This is a genomic window from Erwinia sp. (genome assembly GCF_031978025.1).
Classification (GTDB): Bacteria; Pseudomonadota; Gammaproteobacteria; order Enterobacterales; family Enterobacteriaceae; genus Erwinia.
Genome location: NZ_DALZCD010000107.1, coordinates 1 through 13,187 on the forward strand (window position 1 = coordinate 1; position 13,187 = coordinate 13,187).

General features: G+C 56.0%; 13 protein-coding genes and 1 pseudogene. 5 read left to right on the plus strand and 9 right to left on the minus strand.

The features are described 5' to 3' along the window. Positions 1–243, minus strand: a 243-nt coding sequence (locus RTK32_RS10480; protein WP_409451082.1) for a peptidase U32 family protein, incomplete at its 3' end; no start/stop codon positions are given. A 200-nt stretch (positions 244–443) separates the two neighbouring features. Here RTK32_RS10480 and RTK32_RS10485 point away from each other — a divergent pair. Both RTK32_RS10485 and RTK32_RS10490 read left to right on the plus strand, forming a co-directional pair. Then, a complete protein-coding gene (locus tag RTK32_RS10485) occupies positions 444–971 on the plus strand; it encodes an SCP2 domain-containing protein (protein ID WP_312043683.1) in 528 nt (175 codons plus the stop codon). Then, positions 965–1,468, plus strand: coding sequence for an N-acetyltransferase (locus RTK32_RS10490; protein WP_312043685.1), 504 nt, complete (start codon positions 965–967; stop codon positions 1,466–1,468). Before RTK32_RS10485 ends, RTK32_RS10490 begins: the two co-directional genes overlap by 7 nt. On the opposite strand, the gene RTK32_RS10495 is transcribed toward RTK32_RS10490, so the two are convergent. Next, on the minus strand, positions 1,455–1,760 hold the full coding sequence (locus RTK32_RS10495) for a GIY-YIG nuclease family protein (protein ID WP_312043687.1): 306 nt from the start codon (positions 1,758–1,760) through the stop codon (positions 1,455–1,457). The two genes, RTK32_RS10490 and RTK32_RS10495, sit on opposite strands and share 14 nt — an antisense overlap. An 89-nt stretch (positions 1,761–1,849) precedes the next feature. On the opposite strand from RTK32_RS10495, the gene RTK32_RS10500 reads away from it, so the two are divergent. Then, positions 1,850–2,278 carry a YhbP family protein gene (locus tag RTK32_RS10500; RefSeq protein ID WP_312043689.1) on the plus strand — a complete coding sequence of 143 codons (429 nt, stop codon included), beginning with the start codon at positions 1,850–1,852 and terminating at the stop codon, positions 2,276–2,278. A 31-nt stretch (positions 2,279–2,309) separates the two neighbouring features. On the opposite strand, the gene RTK32_RS10505 is transcribed toward RTK32_RS10500, so the two are convergent. Further along, complete coding sequence (locus RTK32_RS10505) at positions 2,310–2,831, minus strand: type 1 glutamine amidotransferase domain-containing protein (protein ID WP_312043691.1); 522 nt, start codon at positions 2,829–2,831, stop codon at positions 2,310–2,312. Between the two features lie 163 nt (positions 2,832–2,994). Here RTK32_RS10505 and RTK32_RS10510 point away from each other — a divergent pair, with 163 nt between their 5' ends. Then, positions 2,995–3,621 (plus strand): NAD(P)H-binding protein, encoded by a 627-nt coding sequence (locus RTK32_RS10510; RefSeq protein ID WP_312043692.1) that lies wholly within the window; start codon positions 2,995–2,997, stop codon positions 3,619–3,621. 222 nt (positions 3,622–3,843) lie between these two features. On the opposite strand, the gene nrdG is transcribed toward RTK32_RS10510, so the two are convergent. Continuing rightward, a complete protein-coding gene (gene nrdG, locus RTK32_RS10515) occupies positions 3,844–4,308 on the minus strand; it encodes an anaerobic ribonucleoside-triphosphate reductase-activating protein (RefSeq protein WP_312043694.1) in 465 nt (154 codons plus the stop codon). After that, positions 4,305–6,440, minus strand: coding sequence for an anaerobic ribonucleoside-triphosphate reductase (gene nrdD, locus RTK32_RS10520; protein ID WP_312043696.1), 2,136 nt, complete (start codon positions 6,438–6,440; stop codon positions 4,305–4,307). The genes nrdG and nrdD overlap by 4 nt, the downstream gene beginning before the upstream one ends. Positions 6,441–6,759: 319 nt before the next feature. On the opposite strand from nrdD, the gene RTK32_RS10525 reads away from it, so the two are divergent. Continuing rightward, on the plus strand, positions 6,760–9,333 hold the full coding sequence (locus RTK32_RS10525) for a DEAD/DEAH box helicase (protein WP_312043698.1): 2,574 nt from the start codon (positions 6,760–6,762) through the stop codon (positions 9,331–9,333). Positions 9,334–9,825: 492 nt separating this feature from the next. Here the strand turns inward: RTK32_RS10525 and treC are convergent, their stop codons facing one another. From treC to RTK32_RS10545, 4 genes and pseudogenes are all read right to left on the minus strand, one after another. Then, positions 9,826–11,514, minus strand: coding sequence for an alpha,alpha-phosphotrehalase (gene treC, locus RTK32_RS10530; protein WP_312043700.1), 1,689 nt, complete (start codon positions 11,512–11,514; stop codon positions 9,826–9,828). Between the two features lie 196 nt (positions 11,515–11,710). Further along, a complete protein-coding gene (gene ridA / locus RTK32_RS10535; RefSeq protein WP_312043702.1) occupies positions 11,711–12,097 on the minus strand; it encodes a 2-iminobutanoate/2-iminopropanoate deaminase in 387 nt (128 codons plus the stop codon). Between the two features lie 67 nt (positions 12,098–12,164). Then, on the minus strand, positions 12,165–12,626 hold the full coding sequence (gene pyrI, locus RTK32_RS10540; protein WP_312043704.1) for an aspartate carbamoyltransferase regulatory subunit: 462 nt from the start codon (positions 12,624–12,626) through the stop codon (positions 12,165–12,167). A gap of 12 nt (positions 12,627–12,638) precedes the next feature. Then, positions 12,639–13,187 (minus strand): annotated as a pseudogene (locus RTK32_RS10545) (aspartate carbamoyltransferase); the annotation flags it as partial.

Sequence of the window (13,187 nt, forward strand, 5' to 3'; positions counted from 1 at the left end):
AATAGCCCTTTCCCAGCGCGTATAACCGGTTGGATGGGCGAAAGTATTAATCGCAACATGCAGTTTGCGTCTATGCTGATGAACATAGCTTGCGGCCTCTTCCAGGCGTTTTGCCGTGAAATTCAGACCGGCAAAGTGACGGGCATTGGTATCATCTTTCAGCCCGACGTAGACAGCATCTGCGCCACTGGCGATGGCCGCCTTCAGGGCCGGTAGATTGCCGGCAGGACAAAGCAGTTCCATATAAGATCTCGTAAGCAAACGAACGACGAAGTGTAATCCTCTCCACCGTGCAATTTTTTGATGCAGGGCAGTGAAAAGCATCACGGTCGCCATCATTTTTATGGCACAGCCCGAAAGGTTTGCGCACTTTGTTGATCCAACTGCCGGATGAGATCCTGCAATATGGCAAAATAGCTGAAATTTTATCTGAAGGAGTGATAATGGTGCTGAATTCGTTACGCGCGCAGCTGGTGCACAAAGGGCCACAGTGGCTGCGTCTGCCGCTGCAGCTTGCCCCCTTTGCGGCCAAAAAGCAGGTTCTGCAGCAGCTGCTAAGCTGGCAATTTCACTCTGCACTGGCGGAAGGTGAGTTAAACTTTTTGCAGGGGCGCTGGTTAGGGATTGAAATCCGCGATCTGGGGCTGCGTTGGGCAACTACCGTCGAACAGGGCGCGTTGCGGGTGGCCGACCGGACCCAGGCGGATGTCTGGTTTCGCGGTGACGCCAATGATTTGCTGCTGGTGGCGGCCCGTCGGCGCGATCCGGATACGCTGTTTTTCCAGCGTCGGTTGATGATCGAAGGCGAGACTGAATTAGGCCTGGAGGTCAAAAACCTGATGGATGCTATTGAGCTTGAAACTATGCCGAAGCCGTTGCGTATCGGACTGATGCAGCTGGCTGATTTTATTGAGGCAGGACTGACTGAGGACGCGGCTGCGACAGCAGATCGCGCAGGTATAACATGTTAATTCGTACGGAAATCGGCGTCGATGCGGCCAGCATAGACAGTCTGTTACGCCGCAGCTTTCCCACCGCCGCAGAAGCGGAACTGGTTCAGCAGCTGCGTGAAGATGGCTTACTGACGCTGGGCGTTGTGGCGACTGATGATGAAGGCCAGGTGCTGGGCTATGCGGCCTTTAGCCCGGTCACGCTGAATGGCGAAGACAAACAATGGGTAGGCCTGGCCCCGCTCGTGGTGGATGAAAGCGTTCGTGACCAGCAGTTGGATAAACAGCTGATTTACGAGGCCCTGGATACGCTTAACGAGTTTGGCTACGCGGCCGTCGTGGTCGTAGGCGATCCGGACTATTACGGACGCTACGGGTTTGAACCCGCTGCCCGCCATCACCTACGCTGCCGGTGGCAGGGGGGTGAAGCTGCTTTCCAGGTTTATAAACTGGCAGAGGACGCCTTAACAGGCGTGGAAGGGCATATCGATTTCGCGCAGCCGTTTAACCGCGAGTAAGCCCGGCCAGCCAGCTTTCAAGTGAATCAGGCTGGTGCATCACCAGCCTGATTTTTTCCTGCCGCTTGAGCTGCTTTATCCGGTATTCCAGTCTGGAAGCACTGGCGCGATCGCCCGCTTCACGATGAAACAGCAGCGTCAGCGGCCCTTTACCGCGCAGTGCCTTAGCGCCCGTGCCTGCCTGATGTTGCTTAAAGCGTCGGGGGACATCATTAGTAATGCCTGTATAAAGCGCGCCGCCTGCGGTTTGCACGATATAAAGGTGCCAGGGGGCTGTTGCCTGTGTTGCCATCCGGTCATGCCAGTCGCCAGTCGTGAGGGCAAGTTTATCAGCTCGCGCGTGGTGTGGAAGGTTTTTTGCGTAGATTTCAGGGAGTCATCATGTCCGAATCAGAGCCGCTACAGGCTATTACCCGCTATCTACAAAAGCAGCATGTGCTGTCAGTATGCGGAGGCAATCCTGTCTGGTGCGCCAACTGTTTTTATGTCTTTGATGCAGAAAATGTTGTGTTCTGGCTGATGACGGAGGAAAAAACGCGTCACGGCAGTCAGTTTTCCTGCGAGCCACAGGTAGCAGGAACGATTAACGGCCAGCCAAAATCGGTAATGCTGATCAAAGGCGTGCAGTATGCGGGACGAGTCAGTCTTTTGACGGGCGCGGCAGAAGAAAAAGCGCGTAGAGCCTATATCAAACGTTTCCCGGTCGCGGCTGCGGCTTCAGCGCCCCTGTGGGAAATCGCCATCAGCGAGTTGAAAATGGTGGATAACGCATTGGGATTTGGCAAAAAGCTGAGCTGGCAGCGCGGCTAAAAAGCGGGCCAGGCGAACCTGGCCACGACGATCAGACGGTTTCGAGAATGCGCAGCGATTCGCGATTGAATGCAGGCAGGTCGTCTGGCGTACGGCTGGTGACCAGCTTGTCGTTATCCACCACAACTTCTTTATCATAGAAGTCGGCGCCAGCGTTTTTCAGATCGATAGCAATGGCTTTTACCGAGGTCATTTTGCGGCCTCGCGTGGCATTAGCGCTGATCAACAGCTGCGGGCCATGGCAGATGGCAAAGACGGGCTTGCCAGCATCCATAAAAGCTTTGGTAAAGTTTACAAAGCGGTCATCGCCGCGCAGACTGTCTGGCGAATGGCCGCCCGGCAGCAGCAGCGCGTCAAAGTCGGCAGGATTGACGTGATCGATATCTTTATCGATTTTCACCTGGGCTTTGCCCTGCTTGCCGGTGACGGTCACGCCCGCTTTTTTATCAATAGTCACAACCTGGTGGCCAGCTTTGGTAAAGGCTTCGGCTGGCGAAGTAAATTCGGAGTCTTCGAATTCATCAGTGATCAGTACCGCAATCTTCTTGCTCATCTTTTCCTCCGGTTATTATTGTGAAGCCCGTTAAGCCTGGTTGAAAACACTGAAAAATCAAGCTGAGCTGAATTATCGCACTGCATGCCGCTGATTGTAGGGGAGTTAACTACCGCTTACGACTGTGGCGAGAAAGCTATACTCAGTTAAAAAGGAGAAACGGATGAGAGTATTAATGACGGGGGCGACCGGCCTGGTAGGCCAACATTTGCTGCGCCTGTTAATTGACGATCCGCGCGTCAGCGAGATCGTGGCGCCGACAAGACGTAAGCTGCCGGTGATGAATAAGGTCACTAACCTGGTAGAGGCCGATCTGACCGATGTGCTGGGGCCGCTGCAAACACCGTTGGATACGGTCTTTTGCTGTCTGGGCACTACGCGACGCGAGGCGGGCAGCAAAGCGGCATTTACCCACGTCGACTATGCGCTGGTGGTGGACACGGCGATAGCTGGCCAGCGGCTGGGCGCCAAACATCTGCTGGTGGTCAGCGCACACGGCGCAAACGCGCATTCTCCGTTTTTTTATAATCGGGTAAAAGGCGAAATGGAAAATGCACTGCGCAAGCAGGGATGGCCGCGTTTGACGTTAATTCGGCCGTCGCTGCTGCTGGGCAAAAGGAAAAATAGCCGCGCAGGCGAATCGCTGATGGCGCCGCTGTTTCGCCTGCTGCCGGGCAACTGGCGCGCCGTTGCTGCCAGAGATGTCGCTGCCGTGATGCTGCACGAAGCGTTCACGCCAGCGCAGCAGGAAGTCACAGTTATCGAGTCATCAGCTATCCCACGCGCCTGATAATCCCGCGCGCTTTTTTAACGCAGGTAAGGGGTCACCTGATTGCGGTTGCCTCGCCAGCGCGCCTGATAATCCCGCGTGCTTTTCAACGCAGGTAAGGGATCACCTGATTGCGGTTGCCTCGCCAGCGCGCCTGATAATCCCGCGTGCTTTTTCAATGCAGGTAAGGGATCACCTGATTGCTGCTGCCTCGCCAGCGTGCCTGATAATCACGCGTGCTTTTCAACGCAGGTAAGGGATCACCTGATTGCTGCTGCCTCGCCAGCGCAGCGCCGGATCGCGAAGCGCCTGGACGAATTTGCCGTCCACCAATACGTCGATTTGCTCCACCACACGGCGCTGTGCATCGCTCAGCTCCGCCAGGCAGTAGCCCGTCCACAGCCAGATATCTTTACCCGCACAGTCACGACGTACCCGTTTTACCAACCGGTAAATATCGGCGACGTTGGCTGGATGCAATGGATCGCCGCCCGACAGCGATAAGCCCTGACGCGGGATGCGCCTGTCGTTAAGATCGGCAATCAGCTGCTCTTCCATTTGCACGGTAAAGGGCTGGCCGGAATTCAGCCGCCAGGTGCTTTTGTTATAGCAGCCGACGCACTGATGCTCACAGCCGGCCACAAACAGCGTACAGCGTGTACCGGGACCGTTAACGATATCGACCGGATAATATTGGTGAATATTCACCCCAGTTGTCCCGCCGCCAGATGCTTAACGCGACGTTTTACCTCTTCCTGCTTACCCGCATTAAACGGGCGGGCATCCGGGCTGCCCAGATAGCCGCAGATGCACCGGGTTACGGAAACGCGTTCGGGATTGTGGTTGCCGCATTTAGGGCAGGTAAAGCCTTTGCTGGTGCAGTCGAATTCGCCGGTAAAACCGCACTCGTAGCATTCGTCAATCGGCGTATTGGTCCCGTAATAGGGCACGCGGCTGTAGCTATAGTCCCAGACATCTTCCAGCGCCTTAAGGTTGTGCTGGATATTGGGATACTCGCCGTAACAGATAAAGCCGCCGTTAGCGAGTGGTGGGTAAGCCGCTTCGAAATCAATCTTGTCGTAGGGGTTGACCTTTTTTTCGACGTCGAGATGGAAGCTATTGGTATAGTAGCCTTTATCGGTCACGCCTTTGATGATGCCAAACTGCGCGCGATCCAGACGGCAGAAACGGTCGCACAGGTTCTCGCTCGGCGTGCTGTAAAGGCTGAAGCCGTAGCCGGTTTCTTCTTTCCATTCGTCCACCGCTTTGCGCAGGCGGCTGACAATCGCCAGCGCTTTGCGCCGCAGCTCCGCATCATCGTAAAGGTGCGTTTTACCGCCGCTCAGGGCATTGATGGTTTCGTGCATCCCGATATAGCCCAGCGAGATTGAAGCCCGGCCGTGTTTGAAAATGTCCGCTACGTTATCATCCGCCTTCAGCCGAACCCCGCAGGCACCTTCCATATAGAGAATAGGCGCCACGCGTGCCTTCACGTTTTCCAGCCTGGCGATGCGGGTCATCAGCGCCTTTTTCGCCAGCCGCAGGCGGCTGTCCAGCAGATCCCAAAAGCGTGCTTCGCTGCCCGCTGCCTCCAGCGCAATGCGTGGCAGATTCAGGCTGATCACGCCAATATTATTGCGTCCTTCATGCACCTGCCTGCCATTTTCCTCCCACACGCCCAGGAAACTGCGGCAGCCCATCGGCGTTTTAAACGATCCGGTGACGCTCACCACCTGCTCATAGTTAAGGATATCGGGATACATGCGCTTGCTGGCGCATTCCAGCGCCAGCTGTTTGATATCGTAATTGGCATCGCCCGGCGAGCGGTTTAGCCCCTCTTTGATGGCAAAAATCAGCTTAGGGAACACCGCTGTTTTATGGTTTTTCCCCAGCCCGGCAATGCGGTTACGCAGAATAGACTGCTGCACCAGCCGCGCGGCCCAGCAGGTGCCCAGCCCGAAGCCGAAGGTCACGAACGGCGTCTGGCCGTTGGCGGTATGCAGCGTATTCACCTCATATTCCAGCGACTGGAAGGCGTCAAAACACTCTTTCTCCGTACGATGCAGGGCATAGGCCTCTTCATCGGCGATCTGCCATTGACGTGCCGTCTGACGATGTTTTTCCCGGCTGGCTTCGACAAAAGGCGCCAGTACTTCATCAATACGATTAATGGTGGTGCCGCCGTAAATATGGCTGGCGACCTGGGCAATAATCTGGGCGGTGACGGCGGTGGCGGTTGAGATGGATTTCGGCGGCTCTATCTCGGCATTGCCCATCTTGAAACCCTGAGTCAGCATGCCTTTGAGGTCGATCAGCATACAGTTAAACATGGGAAAGAAGGGGGAATAGTCCAGGTCGTGATAGTGGATGTCGCCACGTTCATGGGCCAACACCACGTCGCGCGGCAGGATATGCCGGGTGGCATAGTGTTTGGCCACGATACCGGCCAGCAAATCACGCTGTGTGGGGATGAGCTTGCTGTCTTTATTGGCATTTTCGTTCAGCAGCGCCGGGTCGCTTTGCTCGACCAATCCACGGATCGCCTTATTCAGCTTGCCGTGCAGCTCGCGGGCGATATCGCGATCGTGGCGATATTCTATGTAGGTGCGGGCCAGCGTGGGATAGCGTCCGGCCATCAGCGCATTTTCAACGGTGTCCTGGATAACATGGATATCCACTTCTTCCTGCACCAGCTGCCGACAGATTTGTTCGGTGATCTGCACACAGTAATCAGCATCATGAATAGCGGCTGCGCTGGCTGCGCCTTTTATTGCCTCCAGAATGCGTGCTTTCTCAAAAGGCACACGGCAGCCATCCCGTTTAATCACTAATGAAGCCATAGCATATCCCTGTCTGGTATCTACATATAGGTGTGGGTTGGCATGATAGTATCTATATGTAGTGCTTTCCTGTGATTTAACCGCCTGGTTTTTGATTTAAAACAAAGATTGAAAAAGGGTCGCGCAATGTCAGAGACTTAAGGTGCAGGCGCTTTTTTTGAACGCACAAAAATCGTTCTTTGATTGCTGCCTTCAGGGAGATGAATCAATTTTTGCACGTTCAGTGCCTTTCCGGAGTTGCAATCACCCGCCCGGACTTCATATTATTGCCTGTTATGCAGAGCGGTTACCTGCTCAGGCCATTCCGGGATACAGACTGATGTCTTCTGTAACGTACAACGAAAAACAGGTGAGTCGCTGGCTGGGCGCGCGCACCGTGGCCAGAGCAAAAGAGCTGGTAGAGAAAGCGCAGCATCTGCAATGGCAGAATAATCTGTTGACCGGTGAGGTACCCGGCAGAAAAATCGAACCTTTTCAGGTGATGGTGCATTTCAGCCGACCTCAGGGCAAGCTGCACGCCAGCGGCGAATGTACCTGCCCGGTTAAAAACAATTGTCGTCATGCCGCGGCGGTGATGCTCGCCTGGCTGCAACGCCAGCCTGTCAGCAGGCCCGCCCCCGTACCGGCGAGGATCGCTGCCGAGCCGCAACCTACGCTACGGCTGGAATCGCGAGCGAAATTTATCAGTGGTTTTGGCCGCTACGGGCACCGCCAGAAACGGCTTGATTTTGCCGCAGTCCATTTTGATTACGCCGGTATTCTTGTGCCCGCAGGCAGCAGCGGCGAAGACTTTCCCGATCGTCACGGGAAACTTTTTCGCATTGAGCGGCGGACGGAGCAGGAACAGCGCTGGCTGAGCGAGCTTAACGCGGCCGGGCTGAACACCATCCCTTCTGGCCATATCTACACGCCGCACTCGGCGCCGTTACCGCCTGCTATTTTCGCCCCTGACTCGCCCGAACAGTGGCGTGACGTTATTCACCGCGTGCTTCCGGCTTTGCGTCAGCGCGGCTGGCAAACCGGGGTGGAAGATGATTTTACCTGGAACGTGACGGAAATAGCGGCCATCGACGGTCAGGCTCTGCAGCAGCAGGATGGCTGGTACGCGCTGGAAATAGAGGCCAATACCGGTTCGCATAAAATCAATATGCGGCCGCTGTTGGCAGGGCTTTTCCGTCAGGATCGACGCTGGCTGTCAAGCGACCTCTCGGTAATAGCCGATGATGAAACGGTGGAGCTACGCAGCGAGCGTAATGAACGTCTCCATATTGCTGCCGGTCGGCTGAAAACGCTGGTGGGCAGTCTGGCCGATCTGTTGGCGCAGGGTGAAACCGCGCCGCTGCGGATCGCCCCCTATGAGGCGGGCAGGCTGACAGCGCTAAACGAAACGGGCCGCTGGCAGTTTAGCGGCGACAGCGGGGCTTTACAGCTGGCAGCGAGTCTGACATCGGATCAGGGGATCCCGCCTGTTGCGCCACCTGTCGGCCTTCAGGCTCGCCTGCGTGACTACCAGTTGCAGGGCGTAAGCTGGATGCAGTTTCTGCGCGCCAGCCATCTTTCCGGCGTGCTGGCCGACGACATGGGGCTGGGAAAAACCATCCAGACGCTGGCGCATCTGCTGCTGGAGAAGGAAGCGGGCAGGCTGGATCGGCCCGCGTTGATCGTGGTGCCTACCACGCTGGTCTACAACTGGATGCAGGAGGCCAGTCGCTTCGCGCCAACGTTAAAAGTGCTGGCGCTGACTGGGCCGCAGCGTAAATCCTTTTACGATCGCATTGAGCACTATGACGTGGTGCTGACCACCTACTCGCTGCTGTGGCGCGATCAGCCGCAGCTGCTGGGCCACAGCTACCATTTGCTGATCCTGGACGAGGCCCAATACGTGAAAAACAGCGCGTCGCGGGCCGCTTCGGTGATCCGTACGCTAAAGTCACGTTACCGGCTTTGTCTGACCGGTACGCCGTTGGAGAACCATCTGGGCGAGCTTTGGGCCCAGTTTGATTTCCTGCTGCCCGGTTTCTTGGGCAGTGAAAAAGTGTTCACTCAGGAGTGGCGTATCCCGATTGAGCGCGAGGGCGATCGGGTCAGGCGCGAGCTGCTGGCACGGCGCGTGCGGCCTTTTATGCTGCGTCGGCGCAAACAGGAAGTGGCAAAAGAGCTGCCGCCGAAAAATACCATTGTTCGCTCGGTAGAGCTGGAAGGCGCGCAGCGTGAGCTTTATGAAAAAGTACGCAGCGCGATGCAGGACCGCGTACGGCTGGCGGTAGAGCAGCAGGGCGCGGGGCGCAGTCATCTGCTGGTGCTGGATGCCTTGCTGAAGCTGCGGCAGATCTGCTGCGATCCGCGCCTGATCGACAACGATAAAACGGCCAGGGTTAAACAGTCAGCCAAACTGGCGCTGTTGCGAGAAATGCTCAGCGATCTGCTGGCGGAAGATCGCCGCATCCTGATCTTTTCGCAGTTCACTACCATGCTGTCGCTGATTGCGGAAGAGTTACAGAAAGCGCGTATTCCCTACGTGATCCTGACCGGCAGCACGCGCGACCGCAGTGAGCCAGTGCGCCGTTTCCAAAACGGTGAAGTGCCGGTTTTTTTGATCAGCCTGAAGGCGGGCGGCGTGGGGCTGAATCTGACGGCGGCCGACACGGTGATCCATTACGATCCGTGGTGGAATCCGGCTGCAGAAAACCAGGCCACGGATCGCGCTTACCGACTGGGTCAGGATAAACCCGTATTCGTTTATAAGCTGATCGCCGCTGGTAGCATCGAGGAAAAGATCGTTGCGCTGCAGCAGCGAAAAGCGGAACTGGCTGAGGGAATTTTGGAAAATGAATTGAGTGAGACGACGGCCTTCACCAGTGAAGACCTGACCGCGCTGTTTGCGCCGCTTTAAGGGGGGCTTTGCGGCGTCACTTTTGTTAATGCCGCCTCTCACCAGGCCTGCTTGTCATCTCTGAACGCGGCATCATGTTCTGTGTTGCTGGTGCCGCATCTCAATCCGCTTACCAACCTGCCTGGCATACCTGAACGCAGTATGGTGTTCTGTGTTTGCCATGGACGCATGTCAACCCGCTTACAAACCTGCCTGGCACACCTGAACGCGGTATCGTGTTCTTTTTGCCACGGACGCATGCCAACCCGCTTACAGACCTGCCTGGCATACCTGAACGCAGTATCGTGTTCTGTGTTGCTGGTGCCGCATCTCAATCCGCTTACCAACCTGCCTGGCACACCTGAACGCGGTATCGTGTTCTGTGTTTGCCATGGCCGCATTCCAACCCGCTTACAAACCTGCCTGGCACACCTGAACGCAGTATCGTGTCCTGTGTTTGCCAGGGGCACACTCGAAGCCCCCTACGGACCTGCCTGGCATACCTGAACGTGACTATGTTCTGTTTTTACTGGCACCGCCGTCCCAGCGCTTCTGATACCACCAGACCGCTTCCCATGGGCGTAGCATCACTTCGCCAGGCGTCACGTGGGTGTCAGGGTAGTTACTGATTAACACTTCCCAGTGGCCGCTGTAGGCTGGCGGATGCCAGACCTGCGTCTCGCCACTGAAGTTAGCGGCCACCACCAGCACCTCTTTCTCAAAACGTCGGCAGTAGCACCACAAATAAGCATGATCCGGCAGGAGATCGAGGTAATCGCCCCAGGTCAGAATGGGATAGGCTTTCCTTAACTGGATAAGCTTCTGATAGGCGTAAAACACCGAGTTCTCATCCGCCAGCGCCGCTTGTGCATTGATCGTATCCATATTGTCGCACATGCCGATCCACGGCGTACCGGTAGTGAATCCGCCGTTTTCTCCCGCATGCCACGGGACAGGCGTGCGGCCGTTGTCGCGCGATTTACTGGCGAGGATCTCCAGCAGGTTATCACTGTCACGACCCTGCGAACGCAGCTCGGCGTACATGTTATGGCTTTCGATATCACGGTAATCCAGGATGCGGGTAAAATGCGGGTTGGTCATGCCCAGCTCTTCGCCCTGAAAAATATAGGGCGTGCCCTGCATCCCGTGCAGCACCAGCGCCAGCATCTTCGCCGACTGCACGCGATACTGTCCTTCATCGCCCCAGCGTGAAACCACGCGCGGCTGGTCATGGTTACACCAGAACAGCGCGTTCCAGGCTTTATTATGCATACCGTGCTGCCAGTGGGTGAAGATCGCCTTCTGCGCCACCAGATCCAGCGGCGTCAGCGTCCATTTCTGCCCGTTGAAGAAGTCGACCTCAACGTGATCGAAGCTGAACACCATCGACAGCTCTTCACCATCCAATGAGCCATACTGCTGGCAGTGCTCAAGCGTCGCAGAAGACATTTCGCCTACCGTCATCAGTTCACGCGGACGAAATACGTCCTGGCTCATTTCACGCATATATTCGTGGATGCGCGGCCCGTCTGTATAGAAGCGTAACCCGTCACCGTTGGGATCGTTCGGGAAGTCCTGATGTTTGGAAACCAGGTTCACCACGTCCAGCCGCAGCCCGTCGATACCGCGATCGGCCCAGAAGTTAACGATCTGCTTCAGCTCAGCACGCAGATTTTCGTTTTCCCAGTTGAGATCGGCCTGCTCTGGCGCCCACAGGTGCATATAATACTGGTTGCTTTCCGGATGCCAGCGCCAGGCGTGACCGCCAAACTTTGACTGCCAGTTGTTGGGCAGCTCGTCCGGCGTGCCGTCGCGCCAGATATAGTAAGAGCGATAGGGGCTTTCAGGATCGAGCGCCTCGTGAAACCAGTGATGCTGAGTGGAGCTGTGGTTGAATACCATATCCAGGATCAGCCGCATCCCGCGCCGATGGGTCTCTTCCACCAGGTTATCAAAATCGTTAAGCGTGCCGAACAGCGGATCGATAGCGGTATAATTCGCCACGTCATAGCCATTGTCTACCTGCGGCGAGATATAAAACGGCGTCAGCCAGATGGCATCTACGCCCAGCTTTTTCAGATAGTCCAGATGCTGCACCACGCCGGCCAGATCGCCGGTCCCGTTGCCGGTGGTGTCCTGGAAACTCTTGGGATAAATTTGATAGATAACGCCGTTCTGCCACCAGGGTGGATTTTTAGTCATTGCTCAATCCCGATATAAAGGTCCGTTTGCGCTGTTATCGCCTTCTTGTTCTTCCCTAAGGTTAGCCATTAACTGGCAAGGTGGAGAGACGGGCGCAGCGAAATATTTTTAGGGGAGGCCGAAAGGCGCTCGCAAAGAGAATAAAAAGAAGGGAACCGGGGTAAACCTTCCTCTCCCGACGGGAGAGGAGAGGGCTTTAGCGACGGACAGCGATCGCTTCAATCTCGATTTTGACATCTTTCGGCAGGCGCGCCACTTCCACACAGGAACGAGCCGGGAAGCTGGCCTGATGTTCAGTAAAGAAAGCTTCATAGGCCGCGTTCACGGTAGCAAAATCGTTCAGATCCTTCACGAACACCGTGGTTTTAACAATGTCGCCGACTTTCAGGCCTGCCGCTTCCACGATAGCCCTGACGTTTTCCAGCGACTGACGAGCCTGGGCGGTCACGTCTTCGGCCACGCTGCCGGTGGCAGGATCGACCGGGATCTGACCGGAAGTGATGATCATGCTGCCCAGATCGACGCCCTGCACATAAGGGCCGATAGCCGCGGGTGCGTTTTCGGTGCTGATTTCGCGAGACATAATTTCTCCATGTTAATGACGCCGACAGAGGCGTGACTCGCCCCCATTATAAGCCGCCCGAAGCTGATTACCAGTTCGCCAGCACCACGTGACGCGCAAACTCTTTCTCACAGTATTTGCACTTTAACTGCACGTTATCGTTACGCTTTTTCACCGCAAAGCTGGAGTTGACCGGTTCGCTGCGGCTGATACAGTTGCTGTTGGGACAGGTCAGGACGCGCTCAATCTTGTCCGGCAGCGTCGGCGAAATTTTTCCAACCACGTCATAGTTATCAATACGGTTCACCGTAGCGTGCGGCGCATAAACAGCCAGCTGATTGATTTGATCGTCCGTCAGAAACGTGTTTTCGATCTTGATCAGATCCTTGCGCCCCAGCTCGCCTGAAGGCAGGTTCAGGCCGATAGTGATCCGCTGATCGGTTTCCGTCAGGCGAAACAACGACAGGAGCTTAAAGCCGATCTGTGCCGGAATGTGGTCGATTACCGTGCCGCATTTGATCGCTTCAACCTGTAATTTATCTTGTGTCATCATCAGTTCCTCTTACAGAGCCAGTTCGCTGTTCAGCACCAGCGCCAGCAGCGCCTGCCGTGCAAAAATGCCGTTACCCGCCTGCTGAAAATACCAGGCGTGCGGCGTGGTATCGACATCCGTAGTAATTTCATCAATACGCGGCAGCGGGTGCAGTACCTTCATGGTTTCGCGTGCGCCGGCCAGGTCAGAGGCGCGCAACACGAACTGCGCTTTGACGTTGGCGTACTCTGATGGATCCAGACGCTCTTTCTGCACCCGCGTCATATAAAGGATATCCACCTGCGGCACCACCTCTTCGATACTATCGTGGCGGCTCCATGCGATGCCTTTTTCATCCAGCATATCGGTGATGTAGGCAGGCATCGCCAGCGCGTCCGGCGCGATAAACAGAAAACGGTTGCCCTCGAACTTGGCCAGCGCCTGCGTCAGCGAGTGCACGGTGCGGCCATATTTCAGATCGCCGACCATGGCGATATTCAGATTGCTCAGGCGCCCCTGCGTTTCCTGAATGGTAAAGAGATCCAGCAGCGTTTGTGTCGGATGCTGGTTAGCACCGTC

Coding starts and splice junctions, on each gene's coding strand:
- RTK32_RS10485 (WP_312043683.1), top strand. CDS start 444: ATGGTGCTGAATTCGTTACGCGCGCAGCTGGTGCACAAAGGGCCACAG.
- RTK32_RS10490 (WP_312043685.1), top strand. CDS start 965: ATGTTAATTCGTACGGAAATCGGCGTCGATGCGGCCAGCATAGACAGT.
- RTK32_RS10495 (WP_312043687.1), bottom strand. CDS start 1,760: ATGGCAACACAGGCAACAGCCCCCTGGCACCTTTATATCGTGCAAACC.
- RTK32_RS10500 (WP_312043689.1), top strand. CDS start 1,850: ATGTCCGAATCAGAGCCGCTACAGGCTATTACCCGCTATCTACAAAAG.
- RTK32_RS10505 (WP_312043691.1), bottom strand. CDS start 2,831: ATGAGCAAGAAGATTGCGGTACTGATCACTGATGAATTCGAAGACTCC.
- RTK32_RS10510 (WP_312043692.1), top strand. CDS start 2,995: ATGAGAGTATTAATGACGGGGGCGACCGGCCTGGTAGGCCAACATTTG.
- nrdD (WP_312043696.1), bottom strand. CDS start 6,440: ATGGCTTCATTAGTGATTAAACGGGATGGCTGCCGTGTGCCTTTTGAG.
- RTK32_RS10525 (WP_312043698.1), top strand. CDS start 6,760: ATGTCTTCTGTAACGTACAACGAAAAACAGGTGAGTCGCTGGCTGGGC.
- treC (WP_312043700.1), bottom strand. CDS start 11,514: ATGACTAAAAATCCACCCTGGTGGCAGAACGGCGTTATCTATCAAATT.
- ridA (WP_312043702.1), bottom strand. CDS start 12,097: ATGTCTCGCGAAATCAGCACCGAAAACGCACCCGCGGCTATCGGCCCT.
- pyrI (WP_312043704.1), bottom strand. CDS start 12,626: ATGACACAAGATAAATTACAGGTTGAAGCGATCAAATGCGGCACGGTA.